We start from the raw sequence: 23,112 nt of genomic DNA on the forward strand, positions 1-23,112 counted from the left end.
GGGCCCGAATAGGATGGAGCCGCCATGCCGATCATCTCGTCCGAGCCCGCGTCCGCCCGCACCTCCCGTACCCGTATGACGGGGATCGGTCGCGTGCTGGTCATCGTCTACGGCATCTTGGCGCTCGGGGCGACGGGACGCTCGGTGGTGCAGATCATCCAGGACTTCCAGGCCGCTCCGGTCGCCTATGCGCTCTCTGCCGTCGCCGCGGTCGTCTACATCCTCGCGACGCTCGCCCTCGTGTTCTCGGGATCGCGAGGCTGGTATCGCGTCGCGTGGATCGCGATCAGCTTCGAGCTCGCCGGCGTGCTCATCGTCGGCACGCTGAGCATCGTCGACCCGGCGCTGTTCCAGCATCCGACCGTCTGGTCGATCTACGGCATCGGCTACGTGTTCGTTCCGCTGGTGCTGCCGTTCTTCGGTCTCTGGTGGCTGCGCCGCCACCGTCCCGACGCGGAGAGCGCCTGATGCTCGTGTTCCGTTCGCCCGCCGAGGTGCCGGACGGATTCGGTCCGTCGGTCGTCGCGGTGGGCAAGTTCGACGGCGTGCACGCGGGGCACCGGGCGGTGCTCGATCGTGCCCGAGCGGATGCCGCGGGCACCGCGAAGGTCGTGGCCGTCACCTTCGACCGCAACCCGCTGGCCGTGCTGCGGCCCGACGCCTGCCCGCCGAGCCTCACCGGCGTGCCCCAGAAGCTTGAGCTGCTCGCCGAGACCGGCATCGACGCCGTCCTCGTGCTCACGTTCGACCGTGACCTCGCCGATCTCGAGCCGGAGCGATTCGTCGACGCCGTGCTCGGTCCGCTCGGGATGCGCACGATCCTGGTCGGCGGCGACTTCCGCTTCGGGCGCGGCGGCGTCGGCACCCCGCAACTGCTCGCCGAATTGGGCGCCGCGCGGGGGTTCACCGTTGACGTCATCGACGATGTGCGCGCCCGCGCGGGGGAGCGCCGGGTGTCCTCGACGTGGGTGCGTGAGGCGCTCGCCGACGGCGACATCGCCACGGCGACACGGCTGCTCGGGCGCGCCCCCTCGGTCTGGGGCGAGGTCGTACACGGACTCAAACGAGGTCGCGAGCTCGGCTTCCCTACGGCGAACCTCGGCGGCCGCACGGCGGGGGTGGCACCGGCGGACGGCGTGTATGCGGGGTGGCTTCTCGTGCGAGAGCCCGGCGGTGACCACCGTTATCCGGCGGCGATCAGTGTCGGCACGAACCCGACGTTCGATGACGTCGACCAGCGCCAGGTCGAGGCGTATGTCCTCGACGAGCATGACCTCGACCTCTACGGCGCATCCGTGGAGGTGCAGTTCACGGCCCGCATCCGCGGGATGGTCGCATTCGACGGCATCGATGCGCTCATCGAGCGCATGACGGCGGATGTCGCGGAGGTGCGCGCCATCCTCGCCTGAGCCGCGGTCAGGTGCGCTGCGGATCGCGGATCGCGATCGCGGACACCACCGCGCCGCCGGTGAAGAGTGCGGCCGCGAGGATCGCGGTGGCGTGGAATCCCGCGACATCGAGGGATCCGCCGGTCACGACGCCGAGCAGCGCCACCGTCACGAGCCCGGCGATCCTCGCGTCGGCGTTGTTCACCGCCGAGCCGACGCCGGCGTGATCGGCGCCCGCGGCGCCCAGCACCGCCGAGGTGAGCGGAGCGACGGTGAGGGAGAGCCCGACTCCGAACAGCACCACCGCCGGCAGCACCTGCGTCAGGTAGTCGACCGGTGTGCCGACGGTGAGCAGCAGTATCATCGCCGCCGCGCACACGAGCGGCCCCGCTGCCATGAACCGGCGCGGGCCGAATCGGGAGGCGGCCGCGCCGGCGAACCGGCTCGTGGCGATCATGATCACCGTCGCCGGCAGGGTCGCGAGGCCGGCCAGGGTCGCACTGAAGCCGCCGGTCTCCTGCAGGAAGAGCCCCAGCGCGATGCCGTTGAGCGACAGGGCGCCGTAGATCGCGAGCGTGGCCAGATTCCCCGCCCAGAAATTCCGTCGTCGGAACATGCCGAGGGGCAGGAGTGGGTCGGGGGTCGATCGCTCGCGGACGAAGAATCCCGCGAGGGCGATCACCCCGATCGTGAGAGCGCCGGCGACCAGTGGATGCGCCCACCCGAGTCTGGGCTGCTCGATGAAGGCGAGCACGACGCCGCCCAGCCCCAGGGCGCACAGCACCGCGCCCGCGACATCCACCCGGCCGCCGCGTCGTTCGTCGACGAGTCCGCCGCGTGCGAGGAGCACCAGGGCGGCGGCGAGGGGAACCACGTTCACGAGGAACACGGCACGCCACGACAGATGGTCGACGAACAGTCCGCCCAGCACCGGACCGACGAGCGTCGCGGCGGTCGTGAACGCCGTCCACGTGCCGATCGCGCGTCCGCGCGTGTCGTCGTCGAAGTGCGCGGTGATGATCGCGAGCGAACTGGGCACGAGAAGAGCTCCGCCCACGCCCTGCAGCGCGCGTGCGGCGATGAGGAAGACCGGGTCGGGGGAGGCTGCCACGAGCACCGAGGCGACGCCGAACACCAGGAGACCGATGCGGAGCACGACGACACGTCCGAGGACGTCGCTCAGGGCTCCTGCGGTGAGGATGAACGCACCGAGGGTCAGCAGGTAGGCGTCGACCATCCATTGCTGCGTGACGAGTCCGCCGCCGAGCTCGCGCTCGATCGCCGGCAGGGCGACGTTCACAACGGTGGCGTCGAGGAACGACACCGCCGAGGCGAGCACAGCGATGGCCATCACCGTGCGATCGGACGCGCGTGGGGGGACGCTCACCCGCCCACAGTAGTGCGGGCTGTGGACACCAGGACGACCATCGTGCGCTGCGCTCGTAGCATCCGAGCAGGAGGTGGGCGATGCGACTCACGATCAGGCTGCTCGTGGCGACTGCGGGGTCGGTCGCCGTCGCAGGCCTGATCGTCGGGTGTCGGCCCGACGCCCCGGCGCAGCCCCCTCCGACACCGTCGACGGAGGTGTCGGTGATCCCTCGCCCCGCCCCGGCGTCGCCGTCGCCCATCGAGACCCGGCTGCCGCAGGACGTCGGCCGATGACGGCGACCTGTCTGCGCGTCGTCGATCGGGTCCGACGCTCGGCGCCGATCGGCTAGACTGATCACGGCCCCCGCCGCGCACCGACACTCGTCACACCGTGCGGAAGCGAGGCGCCGCCCGCCCGCCGACATCCGATCTCCACGGATGGCCGCGGCAGCAGTTACCGGTGCTCGACCGTCGCAGGTCGACGCTTTCGGATTCGACGCTCAGGAGGAGCATGCCGACCACGGCAGCCGCTCAGCGGCAACGACGCTCGTCGTCCCGTCGAGACGACGACGCGCCCATCATCCCGATCCTCGCCCGCAAGGTGCGTGAGGTCGAGGCCAAGGCGCAGCGCGGGAAGCTCGGCCCGACCAACCGCGTGAAGTTCCAGGTGATCGCCTTCCTGGTTCGCGAAGAGCGCGCCCGGGTGAAGGCCGACACCGCGCTCGCCACTGACGTGCGCGCCGAACTGCTCAAGCGCCTTGACGGCGTGGCGACGATCCTCGCGAAGACCGCCGCCCGCGACACCTCGCTCATCCAACTGCTCGAGGTCGATCAGGCGACGTCGCCGGTGGCGCGCCGCATGCGCCGCGACTGGCTGCTCGAGTCGGGTGCCGAGCTCGCTCCCGACGAGCTGATCATCACGGATGCCGCCCCCGCCCCGGCCCCGGTCGTTCCGGCCGCGCTCGCCGAGCGTCAGGTGACGCCCGCCCAGGTGGAGTCGCGGCAGATGTCGAACCCGTTCCTCGCCCCCGACCTGACCTCCCGCCCCGCGGTCGACGCGCCGCGGCGCCGCCTCGACGGCTGGGAGCTGATGGGCCCGCTCTACAAGGCGTTCGAGACGGGTGCCGGCGGCGGATCGGCGTGCATGCCGCTGCCGCCCGTGCCCGAGTTCGACCGGCTCTCACCCAAGGGGCTCGAGGTCATGCCGCACCAGTCGCGGTTCCTCGAGGCCGTGCGCGAGGGGCACCGCACGTTCCTGCTGGCCGACGAGCCCGGCCTCGGCAAGACGGCCGAGTCGGTGCTCGCGGCATCCGTCGCAGGGGCCTATCCGCTACTGGTCGTCGTGCCCAACGTCGTCAAGATGAACTGGGCGCGCGAGGTGGCCCGCTGGACGCCGCAGCGTCGCGCGACCGTCATCCAGGGCGACGGCGAGGACGTCGACGCCTTCGCCGACGTCTTCATCGTGAACTACGAGATCCTCGATCGTCACCTGTCGTGGCTCAGCGAGCTGGGTCTGCGCGGCATGGTGGTCGACGAGGCGCACTTCATCAAGAACCTCACCTCGCAGCGGTCCCAGAACGTGCTCGCCCTCGCCACCCGCCTGCGCGAGCGCACCACGAACCCGCTGCTGCTCGCGCTCACCGGAACGCCCCTGATCAACGACGTCGAGGACTTCGACGCCATCTGGCGTTTCCTCGGCTGGACCAACGGGCAGAAGCCGGGCACCGAGCTCATGGCGAAGCTCGACGAGACGGGCTTCACGCCCGCCGACAAGGCGTTCTACCCGGAGGCGCGCAGCGCGGTGATCTCGATGGGCATCGTGCGGCGTCTGAAGACGGATGTCGCCGCCGACCTGCCCGACAAGCTGATCGCCGACCTGCCGGTGCAGCTCGACGACGAGTTCGGCCGGTCCATCCGGCAGGCCGAACGCGAGCTCGGCGAGCGCCTCGCCGCGCACTACCGCCGGGTCGTCACGGCCCGCGCCGACCGCCACGGCACCACGGTGCCCGCCGGCGAGGTCGACGAGGACGTCATCCGCATGGTCGCCCAGCACGAGCTCGACGAGTCGAAGGCCGCCGGAACGGGCTCGGAGAACGTCTTCACGATGGTGCGTCGCATCGGGCAGGGCAAGGCCCAGCTCGCCGCCGACTACGCCGCCCAGTTGCAGCGCTCGGTCGGCAAAGTCGTGTTCTTCGCCAAGCACATCGACGTCATGGACCAGGCCGAGGCGCACTTCGCCGCCGCGGGCGTGCGTGCTGTCTCGATCCGCGGCGACCAGACCTCGGTCGCCCGCCAGGAGGCGATCGACGCGTTCAACAACGACCCGGGCGTCGGCATCATCGTGTGTTCGCTGACCGCGGCCGGCGTCGGCGTGAACCTGCAGGCCGCCTCCAACGTGGTGCTCGCCGAGCTCAGCTGGACCGCGGCGGAGCAGACGCAGGCGATCGACCGCGTGCACCGCATCGGACAGGACGAGCCGGTCACCGCCTGGCGCATCATCGCCGCCCACACGATCGACGCGAAGATCGCCGAGCTGATCGACTCGAAGCAGTCGCTCGCCCTGCGCGCCCTCGACGGCGTCGCGGTCGAGCCCGGGTCGAGCGACTCCGTGCAGCTCGCGGCGCTCATCCACGTGCTGCGCCAGGCGCTCGGCGCCGCCTGACCGCATCTGTGTGCACGGCCCCGGGGCGACCGCATCGGTCGTCTCGGGGCCGTGTGGCACCCACGAGGCATCCGGCGATACAGTCGGGAGGGCAACGTCGCCTGTCTCCCCGGAAGCTCCACACCCGGAAAGCAAGGATCACAGCATGAAGATCGGCATCCTGACCAGCGGCGGCGACTGCCCCGGCCTGAACGCGGTCATCCGCGGCGTCGTGCTCAAGGGCACGACGAACTACAACATCGAGTTCGTGGGCATCCGCGACGGGTGGCGCGGCGTCGTCGACGGCGACTTCTTCCCGCTGACCCGCCACGAGGTGAAGGGTCTGTCGAAGGTCGGCGGCACGATCCTCGGCACGAGCCGCACGAACCCCTACGAGGGCCCCCGGGGCGGTGCCGAGAACATCGCGAAGACGCTCTACGGACACCGCATCGACGGCATCATCGCGATCGGCGGCGAGGGCACCCTCGCCGCTGCCGACCGCCTCTCGAACGACGGCATCAACGTGCTCGGCGTACCGAAGACGATCGACAACGACCTGCGCGCGACCGACTACTCGTTCGGCTTCGACACCGCCGTCAACATCGCGACCGACGCGATGGACCGCCTGCGCACCACCGGCGACTCGCACCAGCGCTGCATGGTCGCCGAGGTCATGGGGCGTCATGTCGGCTGGATCGCCCTGCACGCGGGCATCGCCGCGGGTGCGCACGTGATCTGCATCCCCGAGGTGCCCATGTCGATCGACGAGGTCTGCGAGCTCGTCAACAAGGCGCACAGCCGCGGGCGCGCCCCGCTGGTCGTCGTGTCCGAGGGCTTCAAGCTCACCGGCATGGAGGAGGCCTTCAGCGACAAGGGGCTCGACGCGTTCAACCGCCCCCGACTCGGCGGCATCGGCGAGGTGCTCGCGCCCGAGATCGAGCGCCGCACCGGCATCGAGACCCGCGCGACCGTGCTCGGTCACATCCAGCGCGGCGGCTCGCCGTCGGCGTTCGACCGTGTGCTGGCGACGCGTCTCGGCCTCCACGCGGCCGACGCCGTCGTCGACGGCGCCTGGGGTCAGATGGTGGCCCTGCGCGGCACCGACATCGTGCGCGTGCCGTTCGCCGAGGCGCTCGGCGAGCTCAACACCGTTCCGCAGTACCGCTTCGAAGAGGCGGCCGCGCTCTTCGGGTGAGTGATGACGGGATGCCGCGGCCCGCGGCATCCCGTCACGTCATCGTCTGCTCAGGCGTCGGCCTCGGCGCCCGACGGAACCCCGTCGCCGAGCACGTCGAGCAGCCACGCCAGTTCGAACGCCCGCTCACGCCAGGCGCTGTAGCGCCCCGAGACGCCGCCGTGGCCGGCGACCATCTCGCAGCGAAGCAGCGCGTCGGCGCCGACCTCGCGCAAGCGCGCCACCCACTTGGCCGGCTCGACGTACAGCACGCGGGTGTCGTTGAACGAGGTGACCGCGAGGATGCGCGGGTACCTCACGCCTTCGCGCACGTTCTCGTAGGGCGTGTAGGACTTCATGTACGCGTACACGTCGGCGTCGTGCAGCGGGTCGCCCCACTCGTCCCATTCGATGACGGTGAGCGGGAGCGACGGGTCGAGGATCGTCGTCAGCGCGTCGACGAACGGCACATCGGCGAGCACACCGGCGAACAGCTCGGGGGCGAGGTTCGCGATCGCTCCCATGAGCAGGCCGCCGGCGCTGCCGCCCTCGGCGACGAGGTGCTCGGGTCGGGTGTAGCCCGCGTCGACCAGGTGGCGGGCGACATCCACGAAATCGGTGAACGTGTTGCGCTTGTGCAGCAGCTTGCCGTCCTCGTACCACTGGCGGCCCATCTCGCCCCCGCCGCGCACATGGGCGATAGCGAAGACGACGCCCCGGTCGAGCAGCGACAGGCGTGGCACCGAGAACCCGGGGTCGATCGTCGCCTCGTACGACCCGTAGCCATACAGGTGCACCGGGCGCGGTGCGGCGCCGGGCTCGCCGAACGACCGCTTCCACACGAGCGAGACCGGCACCTGCACGCCGTCGGTCGCCGTCACCCACAGGCGGCGCTGCGCGTAGTCGCCGGGGTCGTAGCCGCCGAGCACGGGCTGCTGCTTGCGCAACGCCAGCGTGCGCGTGGCGACGTCGTAGTCGTACACGGTGCTCGGGGTCACGAATGAGCCGTAGCCGAGGCGCACGAGCGGCGGCGCCCACTCCGGGTTGCCGGCGGTGCCGACCGAGTAGAGCGGCTCGTCGAACGCGAGCTCGTCGACAGCGGCGGTCGCATAGTCGAGCACGCCGAGGCGGGCGAGCCCGTCGCGGCGGTAGCCGACGACGGCCCAGTCGCGGAACGTCGAGACGCCGAGGAGCCGCCGCCCCGGCTCGTGGGGGAGCACCGCGGTGCGCGGTCCCGCAGGATCGGACGCCGCGACCCGCACGAGCTCGAAGTCGAGCGCACCGTCGTTGTGGAGCACATAGAGCACGTCCTCGCCGTCGACGACCGCGTGGGACGAGTCGTACTCGACCCCCTCGCGCCGCGGCCACACGACGCGGGGCTGCGCGGTCAGGTCGTCGGCCGGCACGAGCCATTCCTCGCTCGTGATCGACGAGCCGAGCCCGATCACCAGGAAGCGGTCGCTGCGGGTGAAGCCCGCGTCGACCCAGAACCGTTCGTCGGGCTCGTGGAACAGACGACGGTCGGATGCGGCATCCGCACCGATCTCGTGCAGCCAGACGGTGTCGGGGCGCCATGCGTCGTCCACGGTCGTGTAGACGATGTGGCGTCCGTCGGGGGAGAGGGTGGCGCCGGCGAACGTGCCCTCGATGACGTCGGGAAGCGTCTCGTCGGTGTCGAGGTCGCGCACCCGCAGCGTGTAGCGCTCGTCGCCCTCGACGTCGACGCCGTAGAGCAGCAGCCGGCCGTCGGTGGAGACCTCGAACGTGCCGAGGGAGAAGAACTCCTGGCCGTCGGCCTCGAGGTTGCCGTCGAGCAGGATCTGCTCGCCGACGACGGGCTCGCCCGGCTCGAGCGCGGGCGGGGTCCAGTCGTCGGGCGAGCCGATCGGGGCGCGGCACTGGATGCCGTACTGCTTGCCTTCCTCGGTGCGCGCGTAGTACCACCACGCGCCGCGTCGCGTCGGCACCGAGAGGTCGGTCTCGAGCACGCGCCCCTTGATCTCCTCGAAGATGCGCTCCTGCACCGGCGCGAGATGGGCGGTGCGCGACTCCGTGTAGCGGTTCTCCGCCTCGAGGTGGGCGACGACCTCGGTGTCGTCCTTGGCGCGCAGCCATTCATACGGATCGTCCACCGCATCACCGTGGTGGGTGCGCACGTGGGTTCGACGGGGGGCGACGGGGGGAACGGATGCCGCGGCAGCGGCGGACGCATCGGTCACCCTGCCCACGCTATCCCAGCCCGCCGCGCCCGCGGCCGACCGCGCGTCGGTCGCCGTGCGTACGCTGGGGGCATGAGCTCCGTCTCCCTCGGTCAGTATCCGCCGGCGCTGCGCACGCTCATCCATCTCAGCGACACGCACTTCCTCGCCGGCAACCGTCCTCTCGGCGGTCGGTATGACACGTCAGCGAACCTCACCGCGACCCTCGCGCGCATCGACGCGATGCGCATCGCGCCGGACGCGATCGTGATCACGGGCGACCTCACCGACCTCGGCGAGCCCGAGGCGTATGCGTCGCTGCGAGCGGTCGTCGAACCGTTCGCCGCGCGCCTGGCCGCCCCCGTCGTGTGGGTCGCGGGCAACCACGACGAACGACCGGCGCTGCGTGCGGGGCTGCTCGACGCCGCGCCCACGGAGGAGCCCGTGACGGGCGTCTGGGACCTCGGCGGCCTCCGGCTCATCGCGCTCGACTCCACCGTGCCCGGGTGGCACCACGGCGAGCTCGGCGACGCGCAGCTCTCCTGGCTGCGCGATCTGCTCGCTCACCCCGCGCCGCTCGGCACCCTGCTCGCCTTCCACCATCCGCCGCTGCCGAGCCACGTTCCGCTGTTCGACATCCTGGAGCTCCGCGACCAGCCGGCGCTCGCCGAGGTGGTCGCCGGAACGGATGTGCGCGGCATCCTCGCCGGACATCTGCATTATTCGACGCACGGCACGTTCGCGGGTGTGCCCGTGAGCGTGGCCGCGGCGACCTGTTACACGATGGATCTCGCCGCTCCGGCGGCGAAGGTGAACGGTATGGACGCCGGGCAGTCGTTCCACCTCGTGCACGTCTACGCCGACACGATCACCCACTCGGTCGTGCCGGTCGCCGGGGCCGAGGCCGGCGACTACTTCGACGAGGCATGGCTCGCACGCATGGCCGCGCTCGATCCCGCGCAACGCCTGGAGCAGTTCTCCCGCAAGCGCTGAGCGCGCGATTAGGCTCGAGGCATCCACCTTCAGCCGTGATCACACCCACAAGGACACCCCATGGCAACCGATGCAACGACGCATACCCACACCCGCACCGAGACGGACTCGCTGGGATCGATGGAGATCCCGGGCCACGCCTACTGGGGCATCCACACCGCGCGCGCTCTCGAGAACTTCCCCGTCGCGAAGCGCCCCATCTCCGTCTACCCGGACCTCGTCACGGCGCTCGCGATGGTGAAGCAGGCCTCGGCGCGCGCGAACGCCGACATCGGGGTGCTCGATCCGGCCAAGGCCGACCTGATCGACCGCGCTGCGCAGCGGGTCATCGACGGCGACTTCCACGACCAGTTCGTCGTCGGTGTGATCCAGGGCGGCGCGGGCACGTCGACGAACATGAACGCGAACGAGGTCATCACCAACATCGCGCTCGAACTCGCGGGTCGTGAGCGCGGCGACTACGCGTTCCTGTCGCCCATCGACGACACCAATCGCAGTCAGTCGACGAACGACGTCTACCCGACGGCGGTGAAGATCGGTCTCTCGCTGACGCTCCGAAGCCTCCTCGACGAGCTGGCCAACCTGCGGCAGTCGTTCCTCGACAAGGCCGTGGAGTTCCACGATGTGCTGAAGGTCGGCCGCACTCAGCTGCAGGACGCGGTGCCGATGACGCTCGGGCAGGAGTTCCACGGCTTCGCCACGACCCTCGGCGAGGACTACAACCGACTCCGCGAGAACGCGTTCCTCATGTACGAGATCAACATGGGCGCGACGGCGATCGGCACGGGCATCACGACCCATCCCGGGTATGCGGCGGCGGTGCTCCACCACCTGCGTGAGATCACCGGCCTCGACCTCGCGACCGCCGATGACCTCGTGGAGTCCACGAGCGACACGGGCGCCTTCATGTCGTTCTCCGCGTCACTCAAGCGCAACGCGGTGAAGCTCTCGAAGATCTGCAACGACCTGCGTCTGCTCTCTTCAGGTCCGCAGGCCGGACTCGGCGAGATCAACCTGCCCGCGCGGCAGGCCGGCTCGAGCATCATGCCGGGCAAGGTGAACCCCGTGATCCCCGAGGTCGTGAATCAGGTCGCCTTCTCCGTCGTCGGCGCCGATATGACGGTCACGATGGCGGTCGAGGCGGGGCAGCTGCAGCTGAACGCCTTCGAACCCGTCATCGCGCACTCGATCTTCCAGTCGCTCACGTGGATGCGTCAGGCGATGTGGACGCTGCGCGTCAACTGCGTCGAGGGCATCACCGCGAACCGCGACCGCCTCGGTGCGATGGTCGGTGCCTCTGTGGGCGTGATCACTGCGCTCACGCCGTACATCGGCTACGCGGCCGCGGCGGCGCTCGCGAAGACGGCACTCATGACAGGGCGCAACGTCGCCGACCTCGTCGTCGAGGCGGGACTGATGTCGCGCGACGAGGTGACCAAGCAGCTGTCGCCCGCCCGCCTGTCGGGGCTGCAGACGATCACCGCCGCGATCCCCGTCATCGCGCCCGAGGACGCGCCGGTTCCGCCCGTCGGCTGACTCGACGTCGCGCCTCTTTCGGCTAACACTCAGGAACCGATATCGTCACGGTAGCGTCACGCAGTGGCGCTCTTGTATCGACCCTGAGAGGGATCCCATGTCCGAACCGCAGTACGCCCCGCCGCCCCCGCCGGCTCCCGCCGCCGCCGTCGAGCAGCCGGGCCGCACGCTCGGCATCGTCGCCATCGTGTTCGCGATCATCATGCCCGTGGTCGGCCTGATCCTTGCGATCGTTGCAAAGGTGCAGTCCAAGCGCGCCGGTGTGAAGAACACGCCCTCCACGGTGGCGCTGACGTTGAGCATCATCTTCATCGTGCTCGGCATCATCGTGGCCATCATCGTCGCGGCGGTCGGTGCGGCCGCCGCCGCCGCGCTGCTCCAGCAGTGTGCGACGCTCGGCACGGGCATCCACGATGTCAACGGTGTGACCATCACCTGCAACTGACACCCGCATCGACGAACGGCCGGCTCCCTCGGGGTCGGCCGTTCGTCGTGTGGGAGCGGTTGCCGCGTCAGTCGGTCATGCGGCAGTGCGTCGTGAGGGCGCCGATGCCGTCGATGCCGACCGTGACAGTGGAGCGATCGCGCAGGAAGATCTGCGGATCGCGCGAGTAGCCGGCCCCGCCCGGCGAGCCGGTCGAGATGAGCGTTCCGGGCAGCAGGGTCACGGACTGCGAGAGTTGGGCGATGAGGGTCGCGACCGACCGCACCATCTGCCCGGTCGAGGCGTCCTGCACGGTTGTGCCGTCGACGATCGTCCAGATGTGGAGGTCCTGCGGGTCGGGGATCTCGTCGCGGGTGACCGCGTAGGGGCCGGTGGGGGTGAAGCCGTCGAACGACTTGCACCGGCTCCACTGGGCCTCCGAGAACTGGATGTCCCGGGCCGTGATGTCGTTGACGACCGTGTACCCCCACACATGGTCGAGGGCGTCTGCGGCAGCGACGTCCTTCGCGTGTCGGCCGATGATGACACCGAGTTCGGCCTCGTAGTCGACCGACTCGCTGAGCGACCGGGGCCAGGAGGTCGTCTGCTCGTGTCCCGCGAGGGAGTTGGGCCAGAGCACGAACACCGTGGGCGTGGCATCCGTCTTCAATCCGAGTTCGCCTGAATGGGCGGCGTAGTTCAGGCCGACCGCGAGGATGACCGGCGGATCGTCGACGGCCGATGCGAATGCCACGCCCTCGAGCGAGGTCGCCGGCGCGGCCGGCGCCGCGGCGGCGATGCGGGCGAGCACGTCATCGCCGCCGGCGACGAGCTCGGAGAGGCGGGTCGGGGCGCCGGGGAACAGCTCATCGACGTAGACGGCGTCATCCTCCCGCACGAGAACGAGTCGGGGCTCCGTCGCCGCCGGGTGGAGCACGTGGGCGAAACGCATCTCTCCAGGCTAGTGCGGTCCCGCCTCTAGGCTGGGGCGATGGGGGATGCTGGCGGCGATCAGAATGACCGAAACCTGACCGAGGCCACTCCGCTCATCGGGGTCGAAGCGGAGCCCGGAGAGGCGATCCTGGCTGCGCCGCCAGCGATCGATGCGCGGATCCCCTCGTCTCGTGGACGTCGGGCCCGGTGGTGGGCGCTCGCTCTCGCAGCGCTGGCCGTCGCGGCGGTCGGGGCGTATCTGCTCGTCTTCGTCGGCATCGTCCCGTCGGTGGTCGCCGCTGCGCTCGCCGCCGTTCCGCTGGTGGGGACGTTGGCGGCGGTGCGAGCCGTCGATCGTGAGGTCCGGCAGCCGCGAAGTCTGCGGGTCTTCGCCGTGCTGTGGGGTGCGGGCGTCGCTGTACTCATCGCGCTCGGTGTGCAGGTGGTCTTCGTCGTCCTGGACATCCGGCCGGAATACGAGCTGATGCTGATCGTCGAGGCGCCGATCGTGGAGGAGGTGGCGAAAGGCTTGGGGGTGCTGCTCGTCCTCCTCTGCGCGCGGCGGGCCTTCGACGGTCCGCTCGACGGCGTCGTCTACGGGTCGGCGGTCGGCGCCGGGTTCGCCTTCAGCGAGAACATCACGTACTTCGGGGAGGCCATCGCCGACGGCGGGGCCATGTACGCCGGGATCCTGTTCGTCGCCCGCGGCGTGGTGACCCCGTTCGCGCACCTCATGTTCACGGCGGCAACAGGTTTCGCGCTGGGCCTGGCCGCGCGTCGCGGGATGCGGCTGCGCGGCGTGAGCGCGGCGTGGGTGCTCGGGCTTCTCGTCGCGATCGTGCTCCACATGGTCTGGAACGCATCGACTGCCCTGGGCGGCTTTGCGGCACTCGGGCTGTTCATCGTCGTCCAGGTGCCGTTGTTCGCAGCATTCGTGACCGTCGTCGTGCTGCTGCGACGAGCGGAGGCGAGCGCGGCCAGAGGGCGCATCGCCGAGTATGCGGCGGCGGGCTGGTTCACGCCTGGCGAGGCCCAGATGCTCTCGACGGCGTCGGGCCGACGCGCGGCCGTCGCGTGGGCCTCCGGATTCCCGCGGGATCGTCGTCGTGCGATGCGCATGTTCATCCGTGAGGCGAGTGTCCTCGCAGCTGTGCGCCAGCGGGTGGTGAATCGGCGCAACCCCCTCGATGTCGCGGACGAGCGGAGCCACCTGGATCGGATCGGCGCCGCCCGAGCGGAGCTGTTCGCGACGTGAGCGCATCCGATCCGGTGCCCCGCACAGACTCAGCGCCCGGTGCCGCGGCGATGCCTGCGTGTCTCCCGAGCGCTGAGTAGGTCTGGTGTCAGGATGCCCCGAGTCGCCGGACCTGTCAAGGGTGGGCCGATATGTCACACCCGCGCGCCGCGGCGTCGCGCGTGCTTGGATGGAGTCATGACTGACAACCGCACCAAGCCCGAGATCGACGCCCCTGAGGGTGACGCCCCGAGCGACCTCGTCATCCGCGACCTGATCGTCGGCGACGGGGCGGAGGCCAAGCCCGGCGACACCGTGACCGTCCACTACGTCGGTGTCGAGTTCACCTCCGGTGAGGAGTTCGACTCCTCGTGGGGTCGTGGCGAGAGCATCCAGTTCCCCCTGCGTGGCCTCATCCAGGGCTGGCAGGACGGCATCCCCGGCATGAAGGTCGGCGGACGCCGTGAGCTCGTCATCCCGCCGCACCTCGCGTACGGCCCCGCCGGTGGGCACTTCCTCGGCGGCAAGACGCTCATCTTCGTGATCGACCTGCTCGCCGTCGCCTGACCCGAGACATCCGGATGCCTCGTCCCCACGCGGGGGCGGGGCATCCGTCGTGTCAGCGGCCGTCATCTGTTCCGGCGACCGTCATCAGGAATTTTCCATTCTTGGGAATGCATGTTGCAGGATGGTGGTTGCACCCGCCAGACATCGCGATCCGCGCGACCATCCACATGGAGATGACATGACCGACACGACGCTCGAACTCCCCGGCTACAAGGCCGGCACCTGGGTCCTCGACCCCTCGCACAGCGAGGTCACCTTCTCGGTGCGCCACATGATGATCTCGAAGGTGCGCGGCACCTTCGGCGTCAAGGCCGCCACCATCGAGGCTCCGGAGAACCCGCTCGAGGCGAAGGTCACCGCCACCGTCGACGTCACCTCGATCGACACCAAGGACGAGGGTCGCGACCAGCACCTTCGCAGCGCCGACTTCTTCGACACCGAGACCTACCCGACGATCGAGTTCGTCTCCACCGGCGTGCGCCTCGAGGGCGACAAGTTCCTCGTCGACGGCGACCTGACGATCCGCGGCATCACCAAGCCGGTCACGTTCGACTTCGACTTCGGCGGCTTCGGCAACGACCCGTGGGGCAACTACAAGGCCGGCGCGACCGCCAAGACGGTCATCAACCGCGAGGACTTCGGCCTCACCTGGAACGCCGCCCTCGAGACCGGCGGCGTCCTCGTCGGCAAGGACGTCACCATCGAGCTCGACCTGCAGGGCTCGCTGCAGGCCTGATCGCCTTCCCGTGGACGGGGTGGATGCCGCGGCATCCACCCCGTTCGTCGTTTCCGGCGTCGTACGATGACGAAGACGCGAGCGTGAGCGGGGGATCGGGATGCGGGGGAGCGATGCAGCCTGGGCGCTGCGGATCGGACATGACGCGGTGCGAGAACGGCGGATCCATCGTCGCGGTGTGGTCGCGTGCACCCTGCTCCTCGCGTGCATCGCGCCGTTGTGGGCACTGCATCCGCTCGCCGCGGCGGCCGAGGCGGAGTGGATGGTGCAGGTCGGCGTGGGCGCCGCCGCGCTCGCTGCAGGTGTGACCTGGGTGGCGATCGTCGCCGACGGGCGCCGCCGATTGGAGGGCGAAGCGCTCCGTGCGCTCCGCGCTTCCAGCCCGTCGCTCACGACGGCGGAGCTCGCGCCCCATCTGCGTTCGATCGACGATTTCGACGCCTGGGCCGTGCGGCACGGTGTGCCGACCGACGGGGCGCAGTCATACGGGGCAATGGAAGACGCTTGGGAACCGAGCTTTCGCACGGACGTGCTGCCCGGCCGATCGGCCCAGTGGTGGAAGGACGCGGTGCTCGTCGCTGTGCTGGGCGGAGCGGTCGTCGCACTTGCCTCGATCGCGGTGGTCAACCTGGGGCCGCAGTGGTGGGCGTGGGGCTGGGGGATCGGTATGCCGATCGCGCTCGCCCTCTTCTTCGCCGGAGCACTGATGCGCATCGCCGCCGAAGTGCGCGTGCGGCGCGAATACCGCGCAGGCTACGCGACGACGGTCATGGACATGTGCGGACTCTCCTCTTCCCCGTTGTTCGCCGATGTGTTCACCGGCGTCGATCTGCTGGACGCGTCCACCGGTGGCGTCGTCGCAGCTGCGGGGCGTCGCCCGCTGAGTCGTGAAATGTTCATCGATCGTGTCGACACACTGCGTCGGGCGCGGGTAGTTCAGCCCTGACGGGGTGGATGCCGCGGCATCCACCCCGTTCGTCGTTTAACGCCGCAGGCGCAGCCGGTTCTGGGCGAGCAGGATGCCGAGGAAGACGATGAGTGCCCCGACGGGCTCCTGCCACGAGACGCCCTCGCCGAGCACGATGACGCCGAGCACGACGCCGACGACGGGCGTGATGTAGGTGACGGTCGATGAGCGGGTCGGGCCCCAGGCGCGCACGGTGTTCTGGTTCCAGACGTAGGCGACGCCCGTGCCGAGGAACCCGAGCAGCAGCATGCTGCCGACGACCCCCACGTCGAGGGTGATCGGGGTGAGCGCGACGACCGGGGTGAGGAGCAGCATGATGACCGCTCCGAGCCCGATGTTGAGCAGCGAGAACACGAGCGCGGACATGCCGGTGTTCGCGACGAAGCGGCGCATGTACGCGAGGCTGAATCCGTAGCAGGCGGTCGCACCGAGCAGTGCGAGCTGCGCGACGATGTCATGGCCGAGGTCGAGCCCCTGCCAGGGGCCGATGATGACGACCACGCCGAGGATGCCGACCCCGATGCCGACCAGCTGCACGGGCTTGAGACGCTCTACGCGGAACAGGAGCCCCGCCATGATCGCGGTCATGATCGGCGTCGTCGCGTTGTAGATGCTGCCGAGCCCGCTGCTGACGTGCTGCTCGGCCCACGCGAACAGCAGGTAGGGGGCGACGCAGAAGGTCACAGCGAGCATGAGCATGTGCCCCCACACGCGTCCGAATGCCGGCAGCCGCTCTCGGCGCCACAGCACGATGGCGGCGAGGGCGAGTGCACCGAGTACGAGACGGCTCCACACGATCTGCACCGGCGACAGGCCGGTGAGTCCGACTTTCATGAACAGGAAGCTGGCGCCCCAGACGATGCCGGTGAGGACGAACTGCACGGTCGTCGCCGCGGCGCGGGTGGGGGCCGGGGTAGGGGGAGCGGTGGTGGCCACCCCGGCACACTACGCGGGGGTGCGGACGCTGCACATCCCCTGCCACTGCGACGTCGGATATCCGCCGGAGAACGGCGGGATCGCGTCGATCAGGGCACGGGGTGCGCGGCGTCGTACGCGCGGAAGCCGGGCGACAGGCGCACGAGCACGGCGACGATCCCGATGATGAGGAATCCGCCGAGCAGCGGCGGGAACCACAGTGCGGTGAAGGTCGCGAGCGTGCCGGCGTAGAGGGCACCGATACGGGGTCCGCCGGCCACCACGACGGTGAAGATGCCCTGCAGGCGTCCGCGCATCGCGTCGGGCACGGCCGACTGCATCATGGTGGAACGGTAGATCGCGCTGACGTTGTCGGCGGCTCCGGAGACGGCGAGCACCGCGGCGCCCGCGGCGATCAGCACGACGTTCGGGGTGTTCGGGCCGACCGTCTCAGGCGCGAACGCGCCGAGGGCCGCGGCGGCGAGCACCGCGCCGAAGGCGAGGATGCTTGCGCCGTAGACGATGATCGACCGCTCGATCCCGAGGCCGTGGTGCCGATAGCGTGCGATCGGTCCCGACAGCAGGCTCGACAGCAGGGCGCCGAGCGCGACGGCGGCGGTGAGCACGCCCGTCGTGATCGCGCCACCTCCGAGCAGCACGGCGCCCACGGCGGGGAAGAGGGCGGTCGGCTGTCCGAACGTCATCGCGGTGATGTCGAGGATGTACTGCAGCCGGATGTTCCCGGCCTTCCGGAGGAATCCGAGCCCGTCGCGCAACGACTCGAGGCCGGGTCGCGCGATCGTGCCCTCGGGGCGCAGGCGCGGCAGGGTCCACAGGCCGAGGAACAGCGACGACATGAGCAGCACGTCGACCGAGTACGTCCAGGCGTACCCGACGGTCGCCACCAGCACGCCCGCGAGCGCGGGACCTGCCATCACCATGATGCCGACGGTCACGCCCTGCAGTGCGGCGGCCGCCGGGAGGAGGTCGCGGGGCAGCAGGCGCGGCGTGATGGCCGACCGTGTGGTCATGACGATCGAGTTGGCGGCGGAGTTCACGACACTCAGGAGGTACAGCGACCAGAGACTCTCGACCTGCGTCCACGCGAGTGCGGCGATGAGGGCTGTCGACACGAACGTGACGGATGCCGCGATGAGGGCGACTGCGCGCCGGTCGAACGCGTCGGCGAGCATGCCGCCGTAGAGGCCGGCGAGCACCATCGGGATGAGCCCGGCCACCGCGATCATCGACACCGCGAAGGTGTCGCCGGTGAAGTCGTAGACCTGCAGCATGACGGCGACGATCGTCAGCTGGCCGCCGAGGCCCGACAGGGTCGCTCCCACCCAGAGCCGCGCGAAGGCGGGCACCGTGGTGAGAGGGCGGATGTCGATGAATGCGCTGCGGCGGGCGTTCACGATCGGGTCGAGGGGGATGAAGACGAACGCACGCGTCGAGCCTAGTCGTGCCGGATGTCGCGGCCCGCTGCCGCGGTCGCGGTGGCCGCCCGGCGCTGGTAAGCTGTTCCGGTTGCCGTTCGATCGGCCGCGGAGAAAGAGAGCTCGCACATTCGGTGACGGGCACCGCGCAACGAGGAGAAAGGGGATCGCTCTATGGCACTGGAACAGGACGTCAAGAAGGCGATCATCGAAGAGTACGCGACGCACCCCGGTGACACCGGATCCCCCGAGGTGCAGGTCGCTCTGCTGACGCAGCGCATCAAGGACCTCACCGAGCACCTCAAGGAGCACAAGCACGACCACCACTCGCGTCGTGGTCTGTTCCTGCTCGTCGGTCAGCGCCGTCGTCTGCTCGGCTACCTCCAGGACATCGACATCGCGCGTTATCGCTCGCTGATCGAGCGTCTCGGCCTTCGCCGCTGAGTCACCCGGCGTACATCGTCTTCTGAGGCCCGTCCCACGGTGTGGGGCGGGCCTCTGCTCGTTCCCCGCGCCTCGCCCTTCGTCGCTCGCAGCGCACGGCGGGTGTGACGACGATCGGCCCGCCCCCGGAAGGGGCGGGCCGATCGTCGTCAGGTGTCAGACTCGTGCGGCGCGTGCGGCGACGAGGTCGGCGTGCCAGCGTTCGGCCACGTCCGGATGTGCGCGAAGGCGCGACTTGAGGGCGTTCTCGCCGTAGGTCGCGAAGATGGGGTTCGTGGGGTCGTCGGTTACGCCTCGCGCCTGGGCGGCGAGCTCCGCCGGCAGGTCGATGATCGGCAGCTGAGCGTCGAGGGTCGGGTTGAAGAAGAACGGAACCGAGATGCGCTCGTCGGGGTACCGGGGCGAGATCACGCGGTGGTTGGTCGCCTTCAGGTAGCCCTGCGTCGCATATTCGAGCAATTCGCCGATGTTGACCACGAACGCGCCCTCGACCGGCGGGGCGTCCACCCATGCGCCGTCGCGCTCGACCTGCAGCCCGCCCTTGCCGGGCTCGACCCACAGCAACGTCAGCACGCCGGAGTCCTTGTGGGCGCCGACTCCCTGCTGAGGCGTCGGGTCCTCCTTGCCGGGGTACCGCACGATCTTGATCAAGGTGGAGGGCTCACCGAAGTGCTGGTCGAAGTACGACTCCTCTGCGCCGAGGGCCAGTGCCCATGCCCGCAGCAGCGTCCGCGCCACGTCGCTGAGGCGCTCGTGCCAGTCGAGCACGACCTCCTTGAGCTCGGGCAGGTTCTCGGGCCACAGGTTCGGTCCGATCAGTCGCGCATAGTCGGGCGCGTCGGCATCCGTGATCGGTTCGCGCTCGGGCCCGATATCGATCTGTTCGCGCCAGTCGACCTTCCCCTGCGTGCGCTCGCCCCCGACGCGGGTGTAGCCGCGGAACTGCGGCGAGTTGAGGTTCTCGATCGCCAGCTTCTCGGCCTCGGGCAGGGCGAAGAGCTCCTTGGCGACCCGCAGCAGCCGCGCTTCCTCGGCGGGAGCGATGCCCGTGCCGGTGAGGTAGAAGAATCCGACGTCGTGCGTCGCGGCCCGAAGTTGCGCGCGGAATTCAGCGGCCTCAGCCTCGCCCTGGCGCAGCAGAGAGAAGTCGAGCACGGGAAGCGAGAGATCGGTCATGCGTCGAGGCTATGTCGGAACAGGCCGCACAGCTCGTTTGTTGCACCCCGTGACCGGAGCGCTTGCGCGGGGGCGCGCAGGCCGGGCGATAGCCTTCGCTCCGAAGGGGAGGGGCCGCATGACGACACTCGGCGACGCCGCAGAGCTGGATGCCGCGATCGGCGCCGTCGACTGGGCCGCCCTCCCGCCGGGTGTGGTGCGCGCCGACCTCGATGCGCCGAGCGGTCGCCTTGCACGCATCGTCGCCGGCGCTGAGGATGCCCCGCGGGTGCTCCTCGTGCCCGGGGCGACAGGCTCGAAGGAGGACTTCCTGCTGATGATCCCGTCGCTGCTCGCGGCGGGCTATCGCGTGGAGTCGTACGATCTCGCCGGCCAGTTCGAGTCGGGTGGCGCGGGTCCGGAGAACCTCGACCCGCCGCGCGCGCATTACGACTACGACCTGTTCTGCGCCGACCTGCGGGCTGTGCTCGATGCCGGACGCGCGCCCGCGCATGTGCTGGGCTACAGTTTCGGGGGTCTTGTGGCACAGGTGCTGCTGGTCGCGCAGCCCGAGCTGTTCGCGTCGCTCGCGCTGCTCACCTCGCCGCCCGACGTCGGCCAGGTGTTCCGCGGGGTGAAGCGCATCGGACGGTTCTCGGGGGCGACCTCGCCGCACGCGGGTGCGTCGCTCATGCTGTGGGGCATCCGCAACAACCTCAACCGGGTGCCGCCGGAGCGCATCGCCTTCGTGCGAGAGCGCTTCGCGCAGACGCGTCGGGCGAGCGTCGACGACATCGTGGGGCTCATGAAGCGGATGCCGGATGTCGCGGAGGCTGTCGCCGCCCTGCCGTTGCCGAAGCTCGTGGCGACAGGCCGTCACGACCTGTGGCCGGAAGCGCAGTATCGGGAGTACGCGGCGCGGATCGGGGCATCCATCGCGGTCTACGACACCGGGCACAGCCCGTGCGAGACGACGCCGCATCAGCTGGTGCGCGATCTGCTGGGCCTGTACGGCGAGACCGATCAGACCCCGCGGGAATAACCGTGGACGCGAGGTGTTTCACAAATTACATTCACGTGCATACAATCGTGAGTACGTAGACGAAAGCGGGACACCATGAGCGAGAACAGCGCACCCACCCCCGCCGTGCAGTTCGGCATCTTCACCGTGAGCGACATCACGCAGGATCCGACCACGGGCACGACCCCGAGCGAGGCCGAGCGCATCCGCGCGACCCTCACGATCGCGAAGCACGCGGAAGAGGTCGGGCTCGACGTCTTCGCGCTCGGCGAGCACCACAACCCGCCGTTCTGGTCGTCCTCGCCCACCACGACCCTCGCCTACATCGCCGCCCAGACCGAGCGGCTCATCCTCTCCACCGCGACGACGCTCATCACCACGAACGACCCGGTGAAGATCGCCGAGGACTACGCGATGCTGCAGCACGTCTCCGGCGGCCGCGTCGACCTCATGCTCGGGCGCGGCAACACCGGCCCGGTCTACCCCTGGTTCGGCAAGGACATCCGCCAGGGCCTGCCGCTCGCGATCGAGAACTACGCGCTGCTGCACAAACTGTGGCGCGAGGACGTCGTCGACTGGGAGGGGAAGTTCCGCAGCCCCCTGCAGGGCTTCACCTCGACCCCGCGTCCGCTCGACGGCGTCGCGCCGTTCGTCTGGCACGGCTCGATCCGCACCCCCGAGGTCGCCGAGCAGGCCGCCTATTACGGCGACGGGTTCTTCGCAAACAACATCTTCTGGCCCGCCTCGCACTTCCAGCGGCTCATCACGCTGTACCGCGAGCGCTTCGCCCACTACGGCCACGGCACCGCCGAGCAGGCGATCGTCGGACTCGGCGGTCAGGTGTTCATGCGCCCGAAGTCACAGGACGCCGTGAGCGAGTTCCGCCCGTACTTCGACAACGCCCCCGTCTACGGCCACGGCCCGTCGATGGAGGACTTCACCGAGATGACCCCCCTCACGGTCGGGTCGCCGCAGCAGGTCATCGACCGCTACGCCGGCATGCGCGACCTGTTCGGCGACTACCAGCGCCAGCTGTTCCTCATCGACCACGCCGGCCTGCCGCTGAAGACCGTGCTCGAGCAGCTCGACCTGCTGGGCTCCGAGGTGGTTCCCGTGCTGCGCAAGGAGTTCCAGACCAACCGTCCCGAGACCGTCCCGGATGCCCCGACCCACGCGTCGCTCGTCGCCGCGGCCTACGACGGCGCCGCTCCGCGCGAGGCGCGTCCGCGCGCGAACCGCGGCGACAACCTCACCCACGGTTCGCCCTATGAGGACACCAAGGAGCGCGCCGGCGCCGCCTTCGGCGCCGCCGCGACCCGGACGGGGGCCTGAGATGACCGCCCGCCGCATCGCGGTCGTCACCGCGGGATTGTCGAACCCGTCGTCGACACGCATGCTCGCCGACCGCCTCGCCGCCGCGACAGTGCGCCAGCTGTCGGAGCGGGGGATCGAGGCATCCGTCGACACCTTCGAACTGCGCGACTACGCCCACGACATCACGAACAACCTGCTGACCGGCTTCGCGCCGGCGCCGCTCGAGACGATGATCAACACCGTGGTCTCGGCGGACGCGCTCATCGTCGTCACCCCGATCTTCTCGACGAGCTACTCGGGACTGTTCAAGTCGTTCATCGACGTGCTCGACCCCGACGCCCTCACCGGCACCCCGGTGCTCATCGGCGCGAACGCGGGCACCGCACGGCACTCGCTCGCGATCGACTACGCGATCCGGCCCGTGTTCGCCTACCTGCACGCCCAGCCGGTGTCGACGGGGGTGTTCGCGGCGTCGTCCGACTGGGGTGGCGCGGGCGACCAGGTCGCGCCGCTCGCGTCGCGCATCGAGAAGGGCGCCGCCGAACTGGCGGAGGCCATCGCACTGCACGCCGAGAAGGCGGCATCCGACCCGTTCGACCCGTCGTCGTACCTCGGCGAGGGCCGCTCGTTCGGCCACCTGCTCGGGGGCCTCGCGGGGGAGTGACCCC

General features: G+C 70.0%; 22 protein-coding genes. 16 read left to right on the plus strand and 6 right to left on the minus strand.

Annotated features, from left to right (window positions below):
• Positions 1 to 24 precede the first annotated feature (24 nt).
• Positions 25 to 468, plus strand: a complete 444-nt coding sequence (locus tag BGO15_RS10050) for a hypothetical protein (RefSeq protein WP_056209445.1) — start codon at positions 25 to 27, stop codon at positions 466 to 468.
• A complete protein-coding gene (locus BGO15_RS10055; RefSeq protein WP_056209442.1) occupies positions 468 to 1,409 on the plus strand; it encodes a bifunctional riboflavin kinase/FAD synthetase in 942 nt (313 codons plus the stop codon). Before BGO15_RS10050 ends, BGO15_RS10055 begins: the two co-directional genes overlap by 1 nt.
• Before the next feature lie 7 nt (positions 1,410 to 1,416).
• Here BGO15_RS10055 and BGO15_RS10060 read toward each other — a convergent pair whose 3' ends face one another.
• Complete coding sequence (locus tag BGO15_RS10060; RefSeq protein WP_235557451.1) at positions 1,417 to 2,775, minus strand: MFS transporter; 1,359 nt, start codon at positions 2,773 to 2,775, stop codon at positions 1,417 to 1,419.
• Between the two features lie 80 nt (positions 2,776 to 2,855).
• On the opposite strand from BGO15_RS10060, the gene BGO15_RS10065 reads away from it, so the two are divergent.
• The 3 genes from BGO15_RS10065 to BGO15_RS10075 all read left to right on the plus strand — a co-directional run bounded on the left by BGO15_RS10065 (position 2,856) and on the right by BGO15_RS10075 (position 6,592).
• The gene (locus BGO15_RS10065; RefSeq protein ID WP_056209437.1) at positions 2,856 to 3,050 is read left to right on the plus strand and encodes a hypothetical protein; all 195 of its coding nucleotides are present in this window, start codon (positions 2,856 to 2,858) and stop codon (positions 3,048 to 3,050) included.
• Positions 3,051 to 3,267: 217 nt separating this feature from the next.
• Positions 3,268 to 5,418: a DEAD/DEAH box helicase gene (locus BGO15_RS10070; protein ID WP_056209434.1), complete on the plus strand. Its 2,151-nt coding sequence runs from the start codon at positions 3,268 to 3,270 to the stop codon at positions 5,416 to 5,418.
• Positions 5,419 to 5,563: 145 nt separating this feature from the next.
• Positions 5,564 to 6,592 (plus strand): 6-phosphofructokinase, encoded by a 1,029-nt coding sequence (locus BGO15_RS10075; protein ID WP_045246155.1) that lies wholly within the window; start codon positions 5,564 to 5,566, stop codon positions 6,590 to 6,592.
• A 50-nt stretch (positions 6,593 to 6,642) separates the two neighbouring features.
• On the opposite strand, the gene BGO15_RS10080 is transcribed toward BGO15_RS10075, so the two are convergent.
• Positions 6,643 to 8,790: a S9 family peptidase gene (locus BGO15_RS10080; RefSeq protein ID WP_056209430.1), complete on the minus strand. Its 2,148-nt coding sequence runs from the start codon at positions 8,788 to 8,790 to the stop codon at positions 6,643 to 6,645.
• A gap of 72 nt (positions 8,791 to 8,862) precedes the next feature.
• On the opposite strand from BGO15_RS10080, the gene BGO15_RS10085 reads away from it, so the two are divergent.
• From BGO15_RS10085 to BGO15_RS10095, 3 genes are all read left to right on the plus strand, one after another.
• The gene (locus tag BGO15_RS10085) at positions 8,863 to 9,762 is read left to right on the plus strand and encodes a phosphodiesterase (protein WP_056519522.1); all 900 of its coding nucleotides are present in this window, start codon (positions 8,863 to 8,865) and stop codon (positions 9,760 to 9,762) included.
• A 60-nt stretch (positions 9,763 to 9,822) separates the two neighbouring features.
• Positions 9,823 to 11,298: an aspartate ammonia-lyase gene (locus tag BGO15_RS10090; RefSeq protein ID WP_045246163.1), complete on the plus strand. Its 1,476-nt coding sequence runs from the start codon at positions 9,823 to 9,825 to the stop codon at positions 11,296 to 11,298.
• A 97-nt stretch (positions 11,299 to 11,395) separates the two neighbouring features.
• Positions 11,396 to 11,743, plus strand: coding sequence for a hypothetical protein (locus BGO15_RS10095; RefSeq protein ID WP_045246165.1), 348 nt, complete (start codon positions 11,396 to 11,398; stop codon positions 11,741 to 11,743).
• Positions 11,744 to 11,810: 67 nt separating this feature from the next.
• Here the strand turns inward: BGO15_RS10095 and BGO15_RS10100 are convergent, their stop codons facing one another.
• A complete protein-coding gene (locus BGO15_RS10100; protein ID WP_045246166.1) occupies positions 11,811 to 12,674 on the minus strand; it encodes a fumarylacetoacetate hydrolase family protein in 864 nt (287 codons plus the stop codon).
• A 39-nt stretch (positions 12,675 to 12,713) separates the two neighbouring features.
• On the opposite strand from BGO15_RS10100, the gene BGO15_RS10105 reads away from it, so the two are divergent.
• From BGO15_RS10105 to BGO15_RS10120, 4 genes are all read left to right on the plus strand, one after another.
• Positions 12,714 to 13,910, plus strand: a complete 1,197-nt coding sequence (locus BGO15_RS10105; protein ID WP_082483205.1) for a PrsW family intramembrane metalloprotease — start codon at positions 12,714 to 12,716, stop codon at positions 13,908 to 13,910.
• Between the two features lie 177 nt (positions 13,911 to 14,087).
• Complete coding sequence (locus BGO15_RS10110) at positions 14,088 to 14,456, plus strand: FKBP-type peptidyl-prolyl cis-trans isomerase (protein WP_045246168.1); 369 nt, start codon at positions 14,088 to 14,090, stop codon at positions 14,454 to 14,456.
• A 178-nt stretch (positions 14,457 to 14,634) separates the two neighbouring features.
• Positions 14,635 to 15,192 (plus strand): YceI family protein, encoded by a 558-nt coding sequence (locus BGO15_RS10115; RefSeq protein WP_045246170.1) that lies wholly within the window; start codon positions 14,635 to 14,637, stop codon positions 15,190 to 15,192.
• Between the two features lie 277 nt (positions 15,193 to 15,469).
• Positions 15,470 to 16,138, plus strand: a complete 669-nt coding sequence (locus BGO15_RS10120; RefSeq protein WP_162238391.1) for a hypothetical protein — start codon at positions 15,470 to 15,472, stop codon at positions 16,136 to 16,138.
• 36 nt (positions 16,139 to 16,174) lie between these two features.
• Here BGO15_RS10120 and BGO15_RS10125 read toward each other — a convergent pair whose 3' ends face one another.
• On the minus strand, positions 16,175 to 17,095 hold the full coding sequence (locus BGO15_RS10125; RefSeq protein WP_056209422.1) for a DMT family transporter: 921 nt from the start codon (positions 17,093 to 17,095) through the stop codon (positions 16,175 to 16,177).
• Between the two features lie 89 nt (positions 17,096 to 17,184).
• Positions 17,185 to 18,489: an MFS transporter gene (locus BGO15_RS10130; RefSeq protein ID WP_056209419.1), complete on the minus strand. Its 1,305-nt coding sequence runs from the start codon at positions 18,487 to 18,489 to the stop codon at positions 17,185 to 17,187.
• 195 nt (positions 18,490 to 18,684) lie between these two features.
• Here BGO15_RS10130 and rpsO point away from each other — a divergent pair, with 195 nt between their 5' ends.
• A complete protein-coding gene (gene rpsO / locus BGO15_RS10135) occupies positions 18,685 to 18,954 on the plus strand; it encodes a 30S ribosomal protein S15 (protein ID WP_045245804.1) in 270 nt (89 codons plus the stop codon).
• A gap of 156 nt (positions 18,955 to 19,110) precedes the next feature.
• Here the strand turns inward: rpsO and BGO15_RS10140 are convergent, their stop codons facing one another.
• Positions 19,111 to 20,130, minus strand: a complete 1,020-nt coding sequence (locus BGO15_RS10140) for an isopenicillin N synthase family dioxygenase (RefSeq protein ID WP_045245802.1) — start codon at positions 20,128 to 20,130, stop codon at positions 19,111 to 19,113.
• A gap of 118 nt (positions 20,131 to 20,248) precedes the next feature.
• Between BGO15_RS10140 and BGO15_RS10145 the strand changes: the two genes are divergently transcribed.
• From BGO15_RS10145 to BGO15_RS10155, 3 genes are all read left to right on the plus strand, one after another.
• The gene (locus BGO15_RS10145; RefSeq protein ID WP_056519519.1) at positions 20,249 to 21,151 is read left to right on the plus strand and encodes an alpha/beta fold hydrolase; all 903 of its coding nucleotides are present in this window, start codon (positions 20,249 to 20,251) and stop codon (positions 21,149 to 21,151) included.
• A 75-nt stretch (positions 21,152 to 21,226) separates the two neighbouring features.
• Entirely contained in the window at positions 21,227 to 22,462 is a 1,236-nt protein-coding gene (locus BGO15_RS10150) for an LLM class flavin-dependent oxidoreductase (RefSeq protein WP_045245800.1), read from the plus strand.
• Position 22,463: 1 nt separating this feature from the next.
• The gene (locus tag BGO15_RS10155; protein WP_056209416.1) at positions 22,464 to 23,108 is read left to right on the plus strand and encodes a CE1759 family FMN reductase; all 645 of its coding nucleotides are present in this window, start codon (positions 22,464 to 22,466) and stop codon (positions 23,106 to 23,108) included.
• The last annotated feature ends 4 nt before the right edge of the window (positions 23,109 to 23,112 follow it).

The organism is Microbacterium sp. 71-23 (assembly GCF_001897265.1).
GTDB classification, from domain to species: domain Bacteria; phylum Actinomycetota; class Actinomycetes; order Actinomycetales; family Microbacteriaceae; genus Microbacterium; species Microbacterium ginsengisoli.